At 35.1% G+C, this 18,616-nt stretch carries 14 protein-coding genes; 6 read left to right on the forward strand and 8 right to left on the reverse strand.

Annotation, left to right across the window (positions count from 1 at the left end):
- Positions 1-21: 21 nt before the first annotated feature.
- Positions 22-1,131: an endonuclease/exonuclease/phosphatase family protein gene (locus QO200_RS06095; RefSeq protein WP_371537696.1), complete on the reverse strand. Its 1,110-nt coding sequence runs from the start codon at positions 1,129-1,131 to the stop codon at positions 22-24.
- A 166-nt stretch (positions 1,132-1,297) separates the two neighbouring features.
- Here QO200_RS06095 and QO200_RS06100 point away from each other — a divergent pair, with 166 nt between their 5' ends.
- The 3 genes from QO200_RS06100 to QO200_RS06110 all read left to right on the forward strand — a co-directional run bounded on the left by QO200_RS06100 (position 1,298) and on the right by QO200_RS06110 (position 3,470).
- A complete protein-coding gene (locus QO200_RS06100; RefSeq protein ID WP_371537698.1) occupies positions 1,298-2,299 on the forward strand; it encodes an LD-carboxypeptidase in 1,002 nt (333 codons plus the stop codon).
- 35 nt (positions 2,300-2,334) lie between these two features.
- Positions 2,335-2,694 (forward strand): YraN family protein, encoded by a 360-nt coding sequence (locus tag QO200_RS06105; protein WP_371537701.1) that lies wholly within the window; start codon positions 2,335-2,337, stop codon positions 2,692-2,694.
- A 119-nt stretch (positions 2,695-2,813) separates the two neighbouring features.
- Complete coding sequence (locus QO200_RS06110; protein ID WP_371537704.1) at positions 2,814-3,470, forward strand: aspartate kinase; 657 nt, start codon at positions 2,814-2,816, stop codon at positions 3,468-3,470.
- Positions 3,471-3,675: 205 nt separating this feature from the next.
- Here the strand turns inward: QO200_RS06110 and mfd are convergent, their stop codons facing one another.
- On the reverse strand, positions 3,676-7,047 hold the full coding sequence (gene mfd, locus QO200_RS06115; protein ID WP_371537706.1) for a transcription-repair coupling factor: 3,372 nt from the start codon (positions 7,045-7,047) through the stop codon (positions 3,676-3,678).
- Entirely contained in the window at positions 7,040-7,651 is a 612-nt protein-coding gene (locus QO200_RS06120) for a hypothetical protein (RefSeq protein WP_371537710.1), read from the reverse strand. The genes mfd and QO200_RS06120 overlap by 8 nt, the downstream gene beginning before the upstream one ends.
- 314 nt (positions 7,652-7,965) lie before the next feature.
- Here QO200_RS06120 and QO200_RS06125 point away from each other — a divergent pair, with 314 nt between their 5' ends.
- Positions 7,966-8,904 carry an L-threonine 3-dehydrogenase gene (locus tag QO200_RS06125; protein WP_371537712.1) on the forward strand — a complete coding sequence of 313 codons (939 nt, stop codon included), beginning with the start codon at positions 7,966-7,968 and terminating at the stop codon, positions 8,902-8,904.
- A gap of 802 nt (positions 8,905-9,706) precedes the next feature.
- Here the strand turns inward: QO200_RS06125 and QO200_RS06130 are convergent.
- From QO200_RS06130 to QO200_RS06150, 5 genes are all read right to left on the reverse strand, one after another.
- A complete protein-coding gene (locus QO200_RS06130; protein WP_371537714.1) occupies positions 9,707-10,960 on the reverse strand; it encodes an NAD(P)/FAD-dependent oxidoreductase in 1,254 nt (417 codons plus the stop codon).
- Between the two features lie 116 nt (positions 10,961-11,076).
- The gene (locus QO200_RS06135; RefSeq protein WP_371537716.1) at positions 11,077-11,475 is read right to left on the reverse strand and encodes a hypothetical protein; all 399 of its coding nucleotides are present in this window, start codon (positions 11,473-11,475) and stop codon (positions 11,077-11,079) included.
- Between the two features lie 29 nt (positions 11,476-11,504).
- A complete protein-coding gene (locus tag QO200_RS06140; protein WP_371537719.1) occupies positions 11,505-13,376 on the reverse strand; it encodes a M1 family metallopeptidase in 1,872 nt (623 codons plus the stop codon).
- Between the two features lie 60 nt (positions 13,377-13,436).
- Positions 13,437-15,062 carry a S8 family peptidase gene (locus tag QO200_RS06145; RefSeq protein ID WP_371537721.1) on the reverse strand — a complete coding sequence of 542 codons (1,626 nt, stop codon included), beginning with the start codon at positions 15,060-15,062 and terminating at the stop codon, positions 13,437-13,439.
- Positions 15,063-15,588: 526 nt separating this feature from the next.
- Positions 15,589-16,446 (reverse strand): MBL fold metallo-hydrolase, encoded by an 858-nt coding sequence (locus QO200_RS06150; protein ID WP_371537724.1) that lies wholly within the window; start codon positions 16,444-16,446, stop codon positions 15,589-15,591.
- A 260-nt stretch (positions 16,447-16,706) separates the two neighbouring features.
- Here QO200_RS06150 and QO200_RS06155 point away from each other — a divergent pair, with 260 nt between their 5' ends.
- Together QO200_RS06155 and sufB are read left to right on the forward strand one after the other, a co-directional pair.
- The gene (locus QO200_RS06155; RefSeq protein WP_339919192.1) at positions 16,707-17,036 is read left to right on the forward strand and encodes an iron-sulfur cluster assembly accessory protein; all 330 of its coding nucleotides are present in this window, start codon (positions 16,707-16,709) and stop codon (positions 17,034-17,036) included.
- A 113-nt stretch (positions 17,037-17,149) separates the two neighbouring features.
- Positions 17,150-18,598 (forward strand): Fe-S cluster assembly protein SufB, encoded by a 1,449-nt coding sequence (sufB, locus tag QO200_RS06160; RefSeq protein ID WP_371537726.1) that lies wholly within the window; start codon positions 17,150-17,152, stop codon positions 18,596-18,598.
- Positions 18,599-18,616: the final 18 nt, after the last annotated feature.

Here is an 18,616-nt window from a genome sequence, read left to right on the forward strand (position 1 = left end):
CCTACCAACCCATCTGACTTTCTATTTCACCTCTTTTATCAAGTAAATATAAACTGGAAAATGATCACTGAAACCAACTTCTGTCTCTGAATGTCGTTTTGGATATCCTTTATATTGGCCGGAAGTTTGTATTAAAAAAGACTTGTTGTAAATCCCTGCTTTCCAATAGTTAAAAGAGGAAAAATTATTCTGAATCAGCGATTGCGAAACCATGATTTGGTCAAAAATATCCCAGGAATCCCGGAAGGCAATCGTACCCAAACCTTTTCTTGCCATATCCTCAAAGGGATTGTATATGCCTAATGGAAGAACATCGGCTTTATTGGCTCTAGCGCCAAGGGCAATTTTTACACTTTTATTGTAAGGCCCATCATTTAAATCCCCCATGGTTAGCACTTTTGCGTTTGGGTTTATGCGCTGCAAAGAATCTATTATTCTTCTATTTAATTCCCCTGCCGCTTCTCGAAAGGGACTTGATTTTTTCTCTCCGCCGGAGCGCGAAGGCCAATGATTGACAATAATATTAATTTCTTCGCCATCTAGAAAACCAGTTACTAAAAGCTGATCTCTCGTAAAGACACGGTTATTATAATTACTTATTTGTAAGGTATCGTCCGTTTTTTCTTCCGCTTCTATTTTGGAATACGCCTTTTTCACAACTTCTTTTCGGTATACTATTAAAGGAATATTGGTATAAGTTGTAGGTCGAAAATATTGTTTTTGATACAACAAAGCCACATCAATTCCTCTCTTATCAGGAGAATCAAAATGGATGATTCCATACTCTTTGTTGGCCATTTTTGATTCCTTGACTAAATCTTCCAGAACGCCTCTGTTCTCGATTTCAGAACAACCAATGAATGTAGGGGAATTTGTGTTTTCAGCCGAACCAATTTCAAGTAATACTCGGGAAAGATTTTGTAGTTTTTGATTGTATTTTTTGGACGTCCACCGTTGTGCTCCTTTTGGCGTCCACTCATCATCATTTGTAGCGGGGTCATTTATAGTATCAAAAAGATTTTCAAAATTATAAAATGCAACTGTATGAATCGCATATTTTTTTTGCTGGCTAAATCCATTTATTATTGGCATAATAAAAAACAACACTAAAAACCACCGTTTAAATCTCATATTTGATTTATAAAAATTAATTATAACCCTCAATACCAGCAACTATTTGAGTAAAAATACTCCATTTTAAGAACAAAGTTCAAATTATTTTTGAAATTCCTTATCTTTGGTTTTTAGTCTATTTGAATGACTTAACTTATTTTAAATATCCCCTAAAAACAAAAACATGCGTACTACCCGATTTTGGCCTATAAACAGTAGTTTCGGTTTTTATAAAGCCTTACTTTTATTTTTTATTTTACAATCTTTCAACAGTCAAGCCCATACACTAATGACAACACCACCCATTTTACAAAAAGGAGATACTATTGCAATTTTGGCAACAGCCAGAAAAAACCTTGATAATAACCTGCAACCTGCTATAGATTTAATACACAGCTGGGGACTAGAAGTTGTTATTGGCAGCACAATTGGTTTAGATGACAATCAGTTAGCGGGTACTGATACCCAAAGAGCAGCCGATTTTCAGAAGCAATTAGACAACCCAAATATTAAAGCGATTTGGTGTGTAAAAGGAGGTTATGGTACGGTACGAATCATTGATTTATTGGATTTTACCAAATTCAAACAAAACCCAAAATGGATTGTTGGTTTTAGTGACATCACTGTTTTACACAATCACCTCAACACAATGGGTTTTAAAACCATTCACGGTGTTATGCCTGTTACAGTTGCTAGAGCAACTCCACAAGCGATTGAAAGCTTACGTGTTTCTCTATTTGGCGAAAAATTGAGTTATACTATTACGTCTGACTTAAAAAACAGAATAGGTAGTGCATCAGGGGAATTAGTAGGTGGGAATTTATCTATTCTATACAGTTTACTAGGATCACCATCGGCAATTGACTGCACAGACAAAATATTGTTCCTTGAAGATTTAGATGAATATTTATATCATATAGACCGTATGATGATGAATTTAAAACGTAACGGTTGCCTGGAAAGCGTTAAAGGAATCATTGTGGGCTCTATGACAGAAATGAAAGACAATGATATTCCATGGGGCAAAAATGCCGTTGAAATTATAGAAGATGTTACTAAAAAATACAATATTCCTGTTATCTATAACTTTCCGGCAGGTCATATTAGAGACAACCGTGCACTTGTTTTAGGCGAAACTGTTCAGATGAAAGTGACTCCACAAAGTGCATCAGTCACTTTCAATTAAAAAAATTAGAATTCAAATGGTTTAAAATTAATAAAATGGCTGAACACAATGATTTAGGGAAGCTGGGTGAGGAAATGGCGGTAGAATTTCTTAGGAAAGAAGGCTATATTATTTTAAATACCAATTGGACTTTTCAAAAAGCAGAAATTGATATCATTGCTAAAAAAGAAAATATCCTTGCTATTGTTGAAGTAAAAACACGTTCCTCACTAGAATTTGGATTGCCTCAGGATTTTGTAAAACCTAAAAAAATTCAACTACTTGTAAAAGCCGTTGACGCCTATGTCAATGAAAAAGAGATCGATGTTGATGTCCGTTTTGACATCATTGCCATCCATAAAGAAGGCAAATCTTTTGTTATTGAACACCTTATAGATGCCTTTTATCATTTTTAATTGATTATTTTTGATGTTATATTTGTAACAAAATGTTTTTTATTTATATTTGCATACGTTTTTAACACAACCAATAAATCAATTAACTACTAGATCTAAGTAAAAACATCTAATATATTATGAAAACTGTTTCATCAATTGTCGAAAATTACATCAAAACAAAGCCTTTTTTATTAAACGCACTCTCTCTTGGAATTATTAATCTGACGTCATTATCAAGAAATATAATGTCAGAATTAGAAAATGAGTTTGGCAAAGAAGTAAAACAAGGCGCGGTTGTAATGTCGTTAAAGAGACTAACGGAAGAACTTGATTTTAGATTAAATCATAAAATTAATAAGGTAATAAAAAATATAGGCGAGATAACCGTACGCTCTGCTTTGACGGATTATACATTCTCTGTTTCTGAAACGGTTTTCAACAAACAAGCCCAACTAATATCAGACATCAATGCCTTAGCTGATGTTTTTTACACCTCATCCAGAGGAGTAAATGAAATCAATCTGGTAGTGAGCAATAGTGTAAACCACCTAGTTGAAAAGCATTTTGTAAGTGAAAAACTGATCCAAAAACTAGACAACCTGGCGTCCATCACCGTTAAATTACCAAAAGAAAATATTGTTGTTCCCGGTATATATTATTTCATCTTTCAGCGTTTAGCCTGGGAAGGGATTATCATTAATGAAGTTATCTCGACCTCTAATGAATTCACTATTTTAGTAAGTGAAGAACAAGTAGATGTTGCTTTTAAAGTAATCAAAGATTTGAAAAATTAGGAATCCTCCCCCCGGCCCCCTCCGAGGGAGGGGGAGCCTATGTGGAAATGGAGGGATTTAAATATACTGTAAACGGTAGATTATATACTCTGTAGAAAACTTAGAGTGTAGGGCTAAAAAAGATGTCTTCCCAGCACTGAAAACTAAAGTACTGAACACTGATTACTTGCTGCAATTCCATTAGACTATCCGTTTTGAACTTAAATTAATCTCTTTTTCCCAACATCTCCATCAACTCTAAAGCTTTTCTTGTTGATTTTGCATTATCGAAAGTGATTAGCAGACGCAAGCCATTTGGCGTTTGTTTCTCTTTCATTTTACAAAGGTCAGTGTGCTTTTGAACAAACTGTAGCACCGCTCTAAAACGTTGCGATTGATAATAATCAGATTGTTGATCAGATACAAAATAACAAATCATCTTGCCTTGTTTCATCACTAGTTTCTCAATTCCTACTTGAGTCGCAATCCACTTGATTCGAATACTATTCATTAAAGCAATTGCTCGTGGAGGCATTGGCCCAAAACGGTCAATCAGTTTTGTCTGGAAGATTTGTAATTCTTCTTCATTTTTTACAGCCGCTAATTCACCATATAAACTCAATCGTTCACTAATGTTATTGATGTATTCATCAGAGAATAACAACTCAAAATCAGTATCGATTTGCAGGTCTTTTACGTACTCTTTGGTTTCAATATTATTCTCTGTAGGATATAAATCCTTGAATTCATTTTCTTTTAATTCCTCTATGGCCTCATTCATGATTTTCTGATAAGTGTCAAAACCTATTTCGTTGATAAAACCACTTTGTTCACCTCCCAATAAATCTCCAGCGCCACGAATCTCTAAATCTTTCATCGCGATATTAAATCCGCTTCCCAGATCACTGAATTGCTCTAATGCCTGAATTCTTTTTCTGGCATCGTCTGTCATTGCTGAATACGGCGGACAGATAAAATAACAAAAAGCCTTCTTGTTGCTTCGTCCCACACGACCGCGCATCTGATGCAAGTCAGATAAACCAAAATTATTGGCATTATTGATGAAAATTGTATTGGCATTGGGAACATCTAACCCGCTTTCAATAATGGTAGTAGCTACCAAAACATCAAATTCCCCGTTCATGAAAGCCAACATCAATTCTTCCAGTTTCTTCCCTTCCATCTGTCCGTGCCCAATTCCAACTCTAGCATTGGGTACCAAACGCTGAATCATTCCCGCGACTTCTTTTATGTTTTCAATTCGGTTATTGATAAAAAACACCTGTCCGTTACGTTGAATCTCATATGAAATCGCATCCCGAATTAACTCTTCGCTAAAACCGACTACATTGGTGTCAATGGGGTACCGATTTGGCGGCGGAGTCGTAATAACCGATAAATCGCGCGCTGCCATCAAAGAAAACTGCAAGGTTCTCGGTATTGGCGTGGCGGTCAATGTCAGCGTATCGACGTTAGCGGCAATAGTCTTTAATTTGTCTTTGACATTAACCCCAAACTTCTGCTCTTCATCAACAATCAACAAGCCAAGATCTTTAAAAACCACATTTTTGTTCACCAATTGATGGGTTCCAATAACGATATCTAGTCTTCCTTCTGCCAAATCCTTTAAAGTTTCGGCTTTTTGTTTGGCTGTTCTAAATCGGTTTAAATAACCAATGGTTACCGGCATGTCTTTCAATCGCTCCGTAAACGTTCGGTAATGTTGGTACGCCAAAATAGTTGTAGGAACTAGAATTGCGACTTGTTTACTGTTATCCACTGCTTTAAAAGCAGCACGAATGGCAACTTCTGTTTTTCCAAAACCTACATCACCACACACTAATCGATCCATCGGACGATCGCTTTCCATATCCGCTTTTACTTCCTGCGTAGATTTAGTTTGATCCGGAGTATCCTCATAAATAAAGGAACTTTCTAATTCGTTTTGCAAATAGCTGTCAGGTGCAAACTGAAATCCTTTATCTAATCTTCTTTTGGCGTACAACTGAATCAAATTGAACGCTATGTGTTTAACTCTTGCCTTAGTTTTTTGTTTTAAAACTTTCCAAGCATTCGATCCCAACTTATAAATTTTGGGCGGTGTCCCGTCTTTACCCGTATATTTTGAGATTTTGTGTAGTGAATGTATGCTCACATACACAATATCATTGTCAGCATAAACCAGTTTTATAGCTTCCTGAGTTTTGTTTTCGACCTGTATTTTTTGCAAACCTCCAAAACGTCCAATTCCGTGATCGATGTGTGTTACATAATCACCAACGGACAGCGTTGTTAATTCTTTTAAAGTGATATTTTGCTTTTTCGAATAGCTACTCTTAATGTTGAATTTATGGTAGCGTTCAAAAATCTGGTGATCGGTATAACAGGTAATTTGGTTTTCTTCATCAATAAAACCTTGGTACAAAGGCATAACAATCGTATTGTATTGTTTTCGGATATTCTCGGAGTTGGATTCGTCTAAACTTGTAAAAATATCATGAAATCGTTTTGCCTGTCCTTCATTTGAACAAAATAAATAATTTTTATAACCGTTAAACTGATTTTCACTCAGGTTGTTCAACAACAAATCAAATTGCTTGTTGAATGACGGTTGTGGCTGAATGTGGAATTCGAATTTCTTAGCGATTTTAAAAATTGGCGTTGGACTCAATTCTACTATCGAAAAGTCTAAGGCTCTTTTTATAAAAGTCTTTTGGTTCAAAAACAATTGATCCGGCGTAGCATGTTTAATGTCTTTTGACAATTTTTCAAAAGCTTCTTCTGCCCTAGCAAATTGCTTGTCTAATTGAGAAAAAAGGTCTTCGGTATTTTGAATAAACAGCACTGTTTTCTCTGAAATATAGTCCAGGAAGCTTTCTCTGTTCTCCTGAAAAACTTTGTTCTCCACGTTTGGGATTATCGTAATTTTATTCTGTTTTTCAAGTGACAACTGGGTCGATACATCAAAGCTACGAATGCTTTCGACTTCATCTCCAAAAAATTCGATTCGGTACGGATTATCATTTGAAAAAGAAAACACATCGACGATACCTCCACGAACAGAAAACTCTCCAGGTTCTGTAATGAAATCGACTCTTTTGAATTCATATTCGAATAAAACCTCGTTGATAAAATCTATCGATATCTTATCGCCTACGGACACTTTTAATGTGTTTTTATCTAAATCTCTACGAGTCACTACTTTTTCAAATAGCGCTTCGGGATATGTTACGATTACAGCCGGTTTCTTGCGGGAATTTATTCTGTTGAGCACTTCGGCGCGCAACAAAACATTGGCGTTATCAGTATCTTCAATTTGGTACGGACGACGATAAGAGCCTGGATAAAACAACACATCCTTATCACCAATCATTTGTTCTAAATCATTCAAATAGTAGGCTGCTTCCTCTTTATTGTTTAAAACGATAAGGAAAGGAGCATCTGCTTTTTTAAATAACGCTCGTATGACAAAAGATGTTGCTGATCCCAGCAAGCCATCAAGATGTAATTTTGGTTGATTATTTTCCTGTAAACGTTCAACGATTTGTTGAATTTTAGGCGAATTATCAAAGATGTTATATAGGGCAGCTTTACTCAATTTGAGGGAGATTTGGATCGTTTATTGTTGGACTACTATTGGGAATGGCTCTGGAGGCATCCATCATTTTCATTAAATCAGATTCCCCTTCTTCCACGGGAATTTTACTTTTTTCAACGATTTTATCCATCTGTCTCTGTAACGACGCCAGCTCATTGTTGATTTCAGCAATCAAATGCACCACTTTTTTATCCGGAATATTATCTAAATGAATGTACAAATCTAACAATCGTACTTTAGTGATTAAGGTTGAAATTCTGCTTTTAATTTGTGGTTTATCAAATTGAATCGGCAAATTCTCATTCAATGCCATTGCTTTTTTAGAGATGGCTGTCGCTTTTTGTTGAAATGCTCCAATAGTCCTTTTCGGTTTTTGAGCCAGTTCAGTCAAAAACAGACGAAGCTCATTCCAGGTGGCCACACTTTCTTCTGCAGTGGTGTTTATAGGAGTGTCATAAAAAACCCAACCTTTTTTAATATTTGAAAAAATGACTTCCTTTTTTTTGGCGTCTTTTTCGTTTTCTGCTATCCTTTTTTGGTTATCATCTTTACAGGAAGTAAGGCTAATAATCAGAAAAAGAAAGGGTATTATTTTATATTTCATAGGAATGCTGTCTGTTGTTTTTAGAGTCCTGTGTAATTAGCAAAGCCTCTTTCGTCTCGCCGTCGAAATTCTTTTACGCTCATTTCATTGCGATTACAAGGAAGCACAAAGTTACAAAGTAAATTTATAATTACAGATTCGAATATGTAAATTCCAATGCGATGCCAAACACTACGTTTATGGCATCAAAAACGCTAAAATAACGAACAGAAAAGTATCATTTCAGGTGTTTTTATATCGGATTTATAATCCTGAAAGAACACGGCAAAAATATTTACGAAAACGTTACCTTTGCGATTCAAAAAATAATCAATATGAGTACGAAAATATTAATTATAGGCGCTTGTGGACAAATAGGTACCGAGTTAACCCATTCTCTGAGAAAAATATACGGAGCTGATAATGTTATCGCTTCTGATATTCGAAAACTAAATAACGATGTTGTTAATTCAGGTAAATTTGAAGTAATAAACGCATTGGATTTCAATCAGATTGAGCATCTTGTGGAAGTTCATAAAATCGATGAAATCTATTTGATGGCAGCATTACTGTCAGCAACAGCGGAAAAAAACCCTGCTTTCGCCTGGGATTTAAATATGAATTCTTTATTTCACGTTTTGAATTTGGCTAAAGCCAAAAAAATAAAAAAAATATTCTGGCCATCGAGTATTGCTGTTTTTGGTCCAACAACACCAAAAGAAAACACGCCTCAATATACCATCATGGAGCCGTCCACGGTATACGGAATCAGCAAGCAATCTGGTGAAAGATGGTGTGAATACTACCATAATATTTTTGGTGTGGATGTGAGAAGCATCCGTTACCCAGGATTAATCAGTTATTCTTCCCCTCCTGGTGGTGGAACGACGGATTATGCCGTAGATATTTTCCACAAAGCATTGGCCGATAAAAAATACGAGTGCTTTTTATCTTCAGAAACTAAAATGCCGATGATGTATATGGATGATGCCATTGCCGCAACAATCCAAATTATGCAAGCGCCGGCTGAACAGATTAAGATACGTTCTTCGTATAACTTGGCCGCGATGAGCTTTACGCCAACAGAAATCGCAGCGGAGATCAAAAAACACATTCCTGAATTTAAGATTACCTACGAACCGGACTTTCGTCAAAAAATAGCCGACAGCTGGCCAGCAAGTATTGATGACAATCACGCGAGAACAGACTGGAACTGGGATCATAAATACGACTTGGAAACCATGACAGTAGATATGATAGAACATTTAAAATAATGCAGAAAAAAGAACATAAAAAAAGTCTAGCTTGAAAACTAGACTTTTTTGATTTGAGATCAATTGATTTACAAAATATGTGTCAGTTATATTACCAATGTTTCTAATTAGTGGTAAAGAATCATTACCGAAGGAAATGTATGAGAAAGGAACATTAGTAAATTATTGTATAAATCGATAATACGTCATACTCATTGTTTCTTAAACAGCATTGATGTTGGGTTTCCATTAAACTCTATTGATAAATATGTATCATTACCATCTTGAGTAATACCATTTATTGCATAGCAATTTATTTTCCCTATACTTGTTATCAACTTTAAGTACTCATATTCCGAATCAATTTTATTTCCACAAGATGTGTTTGTGATGGTAAAATCAGATGTGTTCAAAAACTTACTTGCATAGTATCTATTACATTTACCATCTAATGAAAAGATCCAAATCCTATTAGAATCACCATCCGCAACCCATGAACCAACAATTCTCGCCTTAGTAGATTGTTGGTTGAAAGAATCTTTTATTGTGAAAGAAAATATAATTACCGGGATAAGTATAAATACAATTTTAGCTAAAATGTTTTTTGTGCTTTTTTTCTTGATTTTTTTGTCAGTAGTTTATCTTGTTTTTGGCTCAACTAAAGCCGCTATCAAACAATGAAAATTATTCTTTTTATTGGGCTTTTCTGAGTTACAGAATGAAAAGCCAGATGACCTTAGCTCAGCAGCTAAAGTGTGTAGGATTAGTCAAATAGCTTAAGAGATATTGCCACAATACTACCGTAGTGATAATAATCACTAGTTTATTTTTTATTACCCTCTAAAATGATTAATTCAGCCAGCAAACGCCCTGATTTCATAGCAGCATTTATAGAACCGTTTAACAAATGGTCGCCACAGCAATATAAATTGTCGCTGATTTTCATATCAGTAATTGTCAAATCATCTTTAAGAACAGTTAGATTTGGCAATGCGTATTTAACTTTATAGGTCTTCAAATGCGACCACTCTTCTACTTGTTTTCCAAACCAAGGTTCTAGTTCCTCTTTAATTTTTTCGGCTAATTCCTGGTCCTCAAAATCTAAGATCCCATTACAAGATACTGAAATTAAAACTTTCCCCGCGGGAGCATAGGCAGTGCTGACGTTTGTCATGACAGTCAAGTTGTTTACCAGTTTTTCCTTTTCAGAAGCGTTTAAAATTACAACTGCTTTGTTTGAAGGTGCAATCGTGGTTTGAAAGTAGACATTAGTAACAGAACGATATCCGGTTTCAACATTACTTTTTAATTTCGAAACAAGATCATTCGCCTCGGTCGCAACTATAATAATATCCGATTTTATTTCAGCCGCCGAGCTGGTGAAAATGCTGTTTTCATGAATGTCGACGACTTTTGTATTGTACAAAAAAGTATCGGCAGGCAATTGAATAGCTAGTTGTTTTGGGATTTCTTCCATACCTAATGCGGGAAGTGCGGCGTCACCTTCTGAAAACATTTTCATAACAAAATCAAACATCCTGTTTGGGGTTTCCAATTTGTTCTCTAGAAAAATACCCGAGAAAAAGGGTTTAAAAAAACGATTAATCATTTTTGAACTGAATCCGTAACTTTTCAATTGCTCCAAGCTTGATTTTTGCTCTTGCAAAAAGATGCCCTTAATCGATTTCCTTATTAATTTTTGTTTCAATACAAAAGTATTGAATTTATCTTTCAACGAACCCACTGGGGCAAAAACGGTTCCTAATAATGCTGACGGTCTTCTAAACGGGTCGGCAATTTCAAATTGACCTCCATCATAAAGGACAGTTGCGCCGGGTAAAAATTTTTTAAGTTCTAATGCCTCGTAATCCAAAAGCATTTTCGCTTCAGGATAAGAGGTTAGCAAAACCTGAAAACCGCGATCTAGCCTAAATCCATCTACTACATCAGTCTTAATTCTCCCACCTACCCTGTCACTAGCCTCTATAATTTTTACAGAAAAGCCCTCGCGATGCAAATATAACCCTACTGAAAGTCCTGAAATTCCTGCGCCAATAATTGTTATACTTGGTTTCATGTCTTTTTATAAAATCGTTTGATACAAATTTAGTGTTTCCTTTCGTTGAACACAATACTCTCCTTTTCCTAAATACAAAAAAGGTCGCAAAATATAAATTTTGCGACCTTTTGTTTTTATTGTAGAATTCCATTTTTTGTAAACATCTTACTCAGTTTGGTAAATTCTAATTCTGATTTCACTTCTAATAAATCACGGGTTTTCCCATTCTTTAATTCTATAAAATATTTTTTCCTTCCTAAAAAAATCCGCTTATTCAATCCTTTTATTTGATCAGCAGGTATTTTCTCTCTTGTTGATTTTTTAAAAATAGCATTATAAAGTATCACAATCGAAACAACTCCTAATACCAACCATATTATTTTCATGAAACCAAAGCTTGCTTTTACATCTGATAAATTTAGAATCGCATTCAGTAGATTTAAAACCATCAAAAAGTTTATTAAAAAGGCATAGTTTTTAAGCCCATCCCTAATCTCTATTGATTTATTAGATTCGTTATATTTAATGTTCATGAACCAAAACTTAAGTTTAGAAATACAATTTATTGTTTAAAAACGTTATTCTCTTGTTTTACATCAGCCATTAATCCGCTTGGATCGATAGTGATTTTTTTGATTGTGCTTTTTGCTTTCCCAATTGTAAAATCGTAGTTAGAAGCAGCCCAAGTCCAGTCATTCAAAATCGTTCTTTTTACTTCCGGATTAGGATTCTCTTTTTCAAAACTCATCATACGCAATGGAACATAAAAGCTTTCCATAGTTCCATCAGTATACTCCACTAATAGGTCAATAGGCATTGGCATTCTGCCAATTCTTTCTAAACTTACAGTAGTTGTGTCACCGTTATCAGTTACCGCTTTGACTCCATAATCAATCGTATTCAACGTTTCTGTCCAGTCCACTAAATACCAGTCTAAATTAGCGCCTGAAACACGTTCAGCGGTTCTTTTGATGTCATTAGGTGTAGGATGTTTGAATTTAAAATCATAAAAATACCTTTTGATGGTTTCTGCTGTTTTATCTTCTCCTATCAGGTAATTTAATTGAGACAAAAATAAACTCCCTTTTACATAAGACGAAATACTGTACGGTCTGTTTTCATCATAACGATCTCCATGAGTAGTTTGCGGTTGCTCTTTCCCTGAATTCACTAAACTATAATAAGCCTTGTAATTTCCTTCAAAAGGGTTTTCAACTTTAGTAGTTCCTAATTCATTTTGCGCCCAGTCTTCAACATAAGTTGTAAAACCTTCATCCATCCATGGATGCTTTGACTCATTTGAAGCCAAAATATGTTGGAACCAAGAGTGTCCTAATTCATGCGTTGCGGTACCATAAATACCTTCAAGAGTTCCGTTTCCTAGCATCAAAGTACACATGGCATATTCCATTCCACCATCGCCACCTTGAATAAATGAATATTGTTTGTATGGATAATTCCCAATATTTTTATTGTAAAAATCCATTACTTTAACCATCATCGGCTCTACCTTTTTCCAGTTTTCAATAGTCTTTGGATAATTTTTATAAAGGAAATGTAAGTCAACATCATTTGGTCCTTTTACTACATCATGAATGTAGTTTTTATCGGCAGCCCAAGTAAAATCATGGACCATAGGTGCTACAAAATGCCAAGTCAACATTTTTAGTTTCTTAGGATAGTTTACGTTAACACCAGCGTCTTCGTATCCGTGTCCAATTTCGTTTTGATTTTGTAAATATCCTGAACCTCCTAAAGTATATTCTTTATCAATAGTAATGTTTACGTCAAAATCTCCCCAGACACCGTGAAATTCTCTGGCGATATAAGGATCAGCATGCCAACCTTCAAAATCAAATTCGGCCATTTTTGGATACCATTGCGACATTGATAATTCAACACCTTCTGAATTGTTTCTACCAGAACGACGAATTTGTACTGGAACCTGTCCGTCAAAATTTAATGTGAAAGTAGTTTTGCTGTTCGGTAGTATTGGCTTAGCCAAAGTAACCTCAAGAATTGTACCCACTGTTTTTGCTTCGGCGGCAACACCGTCTTGTTTAAAATCAGTAATCTTTAAGTAGCCTATTTCGTTTGGTTTTAAGCTTTCGATACGACTTACTTTAACGTCTTTACCATCTACTTTAACCTTGTTTACCATTCTTCCATCAGGATATTTGATGCTGTGTAATCTCGCATCCATTTCGCTGCCTGGTTGAAAAGCATTATTGAACAAATGATAATACACTTTTCTCAAAGTGTCTGGCGAATTATTAGTATAAATTAATTCTTGCGTCCCCTTGTATTGATAATTTTTAACGTCCATAGCAACGTCCATCTTGTAGTCAACATGTTGTTGCCAATAAGCCGAACTTTGGGCAGAGACGGCTGCTAAATTAAAAGTAATAAAAGAAATTAAAAGCAGTTTTTTCATGGTATTTAAATAAAAAATGGAAGGACAGTTGTCCTTCCATTGGATTTATAACTATTCTCTTTATTTTTTTGACATTTTATCCGCCATTAACAAGGCGTTGTATGCGTTTACTATCTTTCCTGATTGAGATAAAGTTGTAAAAGAACGGCTGTCTTTTGGATTCCCTCCTACAACAACATTTTCAGCAATCGCAACACCTGAATCCATCAAAATGTGTTTTACTTGTGATGCTGATAATTTTGGATAATAAGAACGAATTAAAGCCGCAACTCCAGCAACATTTGGCGAAGCCATTGAAGTACCTTGCAAGTATTTATAAGTGTTATTTGGCGTTGTAGCATAAATTTTTACACCTGGTGCAAAAACATCAACATTCACTTTCCCAATATTAGAGAAACGCGCCACTACTTTATCACCATACTCAAAATTCAGTGCACCAATAGTAATCATGTTGTCAGCAAATTCTGTTTTTTTATCATCAGAATCGTTAGGGTAGTTATTGTATGAATCAATGTCTTTTGAATCATTTCCAGCAGCATGAACAATTAATACATCTTTCTTTTCAGCATATTTAATAGCGTCATATACCCATTGTTTGTGAGGAGAAAAACTTTTTCCAAAACTACCGTTGATTACTTTCGCTCCGTTATCAACTGCATAACGAATTCCAAGTGCGATATCTTTATCATACTCATCTCCGTCTGGCACCGCACGAACAGTCAAAATTTCAACATTATTAGCAATTCCATCCCCTCCTATATTGTTATATCTAACCTGAGCAACGATTCCTGCAACGTGAGTTCCGTGAAGAATTTCTTCCTTATCTGGACCCATAACATTATTATTTCCGTATTTTGTATCAGTGATATCGTTTGGATTGTCTCCCAATACTGCTCTATAATCTTGTTTTAGATTATCCCCATTAAGAAGAGCAGTCATTTCGTCAATATCACCTTGAATCGCTTTTTGCAAATCAACTATGCTCATACCATAAGATAGCATTCTTTGCATTGTTACTTTACTTTCTAATATTGTCGTGTCTTTTGAGTCAATCGCATTTACTTCGTCACTAGTATAAATAGGCTTCGCTAAATTCTTACCTACAATTGCATCCGCACTTGCCATTACAGTTAATAGTTCCTGTAAACGAGTTTTCCCTGCTTCTGCTTTAGCTATTTTTTCATCATTGATTTTCTTCGCTTCCTGATAAGTTACCTCATCTACTAAATTTTTATCTTTGATAATTCTTTCATATTCAAGATTTTCTTTGGTGATGTCTCCAAGGAAATTCCAACCATGAATATCATCAACGTATCCATTTTTATCATCATCAATTCCGTTTCCAGGAATCTCTTTTGTATTAGTCCAAACCACATCTTTTAAATCCTCATGTTCGATATCCACACCTGAATCTACAATTCCAACAATGACTTTTACTCCTTTTTTATCTTTTAAAAGTTCTGCATAAGCTCTGTCAACACTCATTCCAGGAATAGTGTCATTTACGATGTCTAAATGACTCCAACGTTTTAATTCATTTTCTTGTAAAGCAGCAGTTTTTTTAACATTTAAAGGGGCGGTAATTGCCGTTAAAGAACTAAAACTTGAAACTTGTTTTTGAGCTCCACATCCAGCCAAAACCAAAACGGCAAAGGCAGAAAGGCAAATCGGTTTAATACTATTCATTGATTATTTTCTTTATGAGTTGTAAATATTGGTCTAAAATAATTTATTTTGTTACAAAAATAATGAGATTAACACTAATTTATGAGTTTATAACTGCTTCTCAAGGGCATCCTGATTAATCCCATAATAGTGTCGTATCAAAAAAAGAGCTATCCTTTCAGACAGCTCTTTTTGTATTTTAATTCAAAAAATTTTATACTTAATTAGTAAACTGTTTAAAATAATCATCAAACATTTTAATGTAAGTCTCTTTGTTTTCAAAATCGTAAGAACCTTTGTCTATGTTCTCAATCATTTTTGAACAATCAGAAAAATATGCTCTTAACGCTTTTCTTCTTCCCAGGAATGCTGGTAGGCTAAGAAACTCCTATTCGATTTGTTTTTTCAACACCTAATCATCCTGAGGGAAGAATTCGTGATGTAGAGATACTTTAGATCCCATTTTAACTTCTTCAAAATTTTGCAACAAATTCAAAACTTACCTATTTACGTAGCTTTTTTCTAAACCATACTATCACCCTTTTCTTTATAAAACGGCTTCACAAGAGAAAACTTCCTTCAATCGCACTCCTTTTTCGGTATGTTGCACGGTAATAATCTCATTGTGCGCATCATGTTCTAGGAACAAATAGTAATCATTGTCGGCAGCAGCATTAAGGAATTTGGTTTTCTCCGGCATCGTTAACAACGGTCTTGTGTCATACCCCATTACGTAGGCAACTGGTATGTGTCCAGCTGTAGCCAATAGATCAGCACAAAAAACGATCGTCTTACCTTTATATTGAATGTGAGGAATCATTTGCTTTTCGGTATGACCGTCTGCAAAGAAAATCCCAAATCCCAATTCTGATTTTTCGAGAAAATCACCTTCAGGCTTTTTGATGAAATTCAGCTGTCCGCTTTCTTGCATTGGCAAAATATTTTCAGATAAGAAAGAAGCCTTCTCTCTAGGATTAGGTTTTGTCGCCCATTCCCAATGATTCTCGTTCGACCAAAATTTAGCGTTTTTAAAAGCTGGCTCATAGCCTGTCTTCTCCTTGTTCCATTGCACACTTCCGCCACAATGGTCAAAATGCAAATGTGTCATAAAAACATCGGTAATGTCATCACGACTAAAACCATGTTTCGCCAACGATTTATCCATAGAGTGAGAACCCCAAAGCGAATAGTAACCAAAGAATTTCTCTGATTGCTTATCACCCATTCCGGTGTCAATTAATATTAATCGTTTGCCATCTTCAATAAGCAGACATCTTGCTGCGATATCGATCAAATTATTAGCATCTGCAGGATTGGTTCGGCTCCAAATAGTTTTTGGAACAACTCCAAACATTGCACCACCATCTAATTTAAAATTCCCTGTTTCTATAGGATATAATTTCATTTTTTTTTGAATTGAAAGATTAAAAATTGAAGAATTAAAAGATTCTAATTAGATCACCCGATCCTTTAACAAAAAGGAGATTTTTATTTGAATCCTTATCTTTTTCATAAAGATATTGCAATTTATGAAAATTGATCTGCTTTAAATGAAATCCCATCGACTTTTTCTATTTTACAATTAGTTATAAAAATGTTATCGGTTATGGAAAAAGGTTTTTATATAGTACCTTTGTAGTTAATTTAGACAAAATCAATATAACAATGATAAAGGTTTCAGATACTGCCAAAAAGAAAATCATCGATTTGATGAAAGAGGACGGTTTTGATGCTGCTACAGACTACGTAAGAGTAGGCGTGAAAAGTGGCGGATGCTCCGGTTTGTCTTATGATTTGAAATTTGACAAAGCCAAAAGCGAAGACGATAAAATATTCATAGACAACGAAATAACAATTGCAGTGGAGAAAAAATCTTTTCTTTATTTAGCTGGAACAATTTTAGAGTTCTCTGGCGGAATAAACGGAAAAGGATTCATTTTCAACAATCCTAATGCAAATAGAACATGTGGATGTGGGGAAAGTTTCTCACTTTAATAACACATCGACTTAAAAAACATAAATTTCACACTATTTAGAAATTAAGAAAATGAAGCGCATACAACGCTCAAATCAACTTAATTCCTAAATGGTTCTAATTAGAAGAAAAAATGTCAAAATACACAGAAGACGATTTAAAACTCGAACTCGAAACTAAAGAATATGAGTACGGATTTTACACCGAATTAGAATCGGACACATTTCCTATTGGCTTAAATGAAGATATCGTTCGCGCTATCTCGCTTAGAAAAGAAGAACCAGAATGGATGACTGAATGGCGTCTTGAGGCTTTTCGTGCTTGGCAGGAAATGATCGAACCAGAGTGGGCTAACGTACATTATACAAAACCAGATTTTCAGGCTATTTCTTATTATTCTGCGCCAAAAGCGGTAGATCCTAATAAAACATTAGATGATGTAGATCCGGAACTTTTAGAAATGTATAAAAAGTTAGGTATCTCTGTCGATGAGCAAAAGATGATGAATAATGTGGCTATGGATATTGTGGTTGACTCTGTTTCAGTCGCTACAACATTCAAGAAAACATTAGGAGAGAAAGGAATAATCTTCATGAGTATTTCTGAAGCCATTAAAGAACATCCTGAATTAGTTCGTAAATATCTAGGAACTGTTGTTCCACAAAAAGATAATTTTTACGCAGCATTGAATTCAGCTGTATTCTCTGACGGTTCATTCTGCTATATTCCTAAAGGCGTTCGTTGCCCAATGGAACTTTCAACCTACTTTAGAATAAATCAAGCTGGAACAGGCCAATTTGAAAGAACATTACTAATTGCCGATGAAGGTAGTTATGTAAGTTACCTTGAAGGTTGTACTGCACCGAGTCGTGATGAAAATCAATTGCACGCTGCCGTAGTAGAATTAGTTGCTATGGACGATGCAGAAATTAAATATTCTACAGTACAAAACTGGTATCCTGGAAACAAAGAAGGTAAAGGTGGAGTTTTCAATTTTGTGACTAAAAGAGGAATCTGCGAGAAGAATGCAAAAATCTCCTGGACACAAGTAGAAACTGGTTCTGCCGTAACTTGGAAATATCCATCTGTTATATTAAAAGGAGACAATTCAGTAGGAGAGTTTTATTCGATTGCTGTTACCAATAATTTTCAACAAGCAGATACGGGAACAAAAATGATCCATTTAGGTAAAAATACTAAATCGACTATTATTTCTAAAGGAATTTCAGCGGGACAATCACAAAACAGTTATAGAGGCTTAGTTCGTATTTCGCCAAATGCTGATAACGCCAGAAACTTTTCACAATGTGATTCGTTATTAATGGGTAACAACTGTGGAGCGCATACTTTCCCTTATATCGAAAGCAAAAATCCATCAGCAAAAATTGAACATGAGGCTACAACAAGTAAAATTGGCGAAGACCAAGTTTTCTATTGCAACCAACGTGGAATCCCAACTGAGAAGGCAATTGCTTTAATCGTGAATGGTTTCAGTAAAGATGTACTAAACAAGTTACCAATGGAGTTTGCTGTGGAAGCACAAAAATTATTGGAAATATCTCTTGAAGGTTCGGTAGGATAATTTTCCTGCTGCAAAAGA

It is taken from the genome of Flavobacterium sp. Arc3 (assembly GCF_041431375.1).
Classification (GTDB): Bacteria; Bacteroidota; Bacteroidia; order Flavobacteriales; family Flavobacteriaceae; genus Flavobacterium.

Bases quoted from the DNA above. Each gene is read 5' to 3' on its own strand.
- QO200_RS06100 (WP_371537698.1), top strand. From the start codon at position 1,298: ATGCGTACTACCCGATTTTGGCCTATAAACAGTAGTTTCGGTTTTTAT.
- QO200_RS06135 (WP_371537716.1), bottom strand. From the start codon at position 11,475: ATGAACATTAAATATAACGAATCTAATAAATCAATAGAGATTAGGGAT.
- QO200_RS06130 (WP_371537714.1), bottom strand. From the start codon at position 10,960: ATGAAACCAAGTATAACAATTATTGGCGCAGGAATTTCAGGACTTTCA.
- QO200_RS06140 (WP_371537719.1), bottom strand. From the start codon at position 13,376: ATGAAAAAACTGCTTTTAATTTCTTTTATTACTTTTAATTTAGCAGCC.
- QO200_RS06150 (WP_371537724.1), bottom strand. From the start codon at position 16,446: ATGAAATTATATCCTATAGAAACAGGGAATTTTAAATTAGATGGTGGT.
- QO200_RS06145 (WP_371537721.1), bottom strand. From the start codon at position 15,062: ATGAATAGTATTAAACCGATTTGCCTTTCTGCCTTTGCCGTTTTGGTT.
- sufB (WP_371537726.1), top strand. From the start codon at position 17,150: ATGTCAAAATACACAGAAGACGATTTAAAACTCGAACTCGAAACTAAA.
- QO200_RS06095 (WP_371537696.1), bottom strand. From the start codon at position 1,131: ATGAGATTTAAACGGTGGTTTTTAGTGTTGTTTTTTATTATGCCAATA.
- QO200_RS06105 (WP_371537701.1), top strand. From the start codon at position 2,335: ATGGCTGAACACAATGATTTAGGGAAGCTGGGTGAGGAAATGGCGGTA.
- QO200_RS06125 (WP_371537712.1), top strand. From the start codon at position 7,966: ATGAGTACGAAAATATTAATTATAGGCGCTTGTGGACAAATAGGTACC.
- QO200_RS06120 (WP_371537710.1), bottom strand. From the start codon at position 7,651: ATGAAATATAAAATAATACCCTTTCTTTTTCTGATTATTAGCCTTACT.
- QO200_RS06110 (WP_371537704.1), top strand. From the start codon at position 2,814: ATGAAAACTGTTTCATCAATTGTCGAAAATTACATCAAAACAAAGCCT.
- QO200_RS06155 (WP_339919192.1), top strand. From the start codon at position 16,707: ATGATAAAGGTTTCAGATACTGCCAAAAAGAAAATCATCGATTTGATG.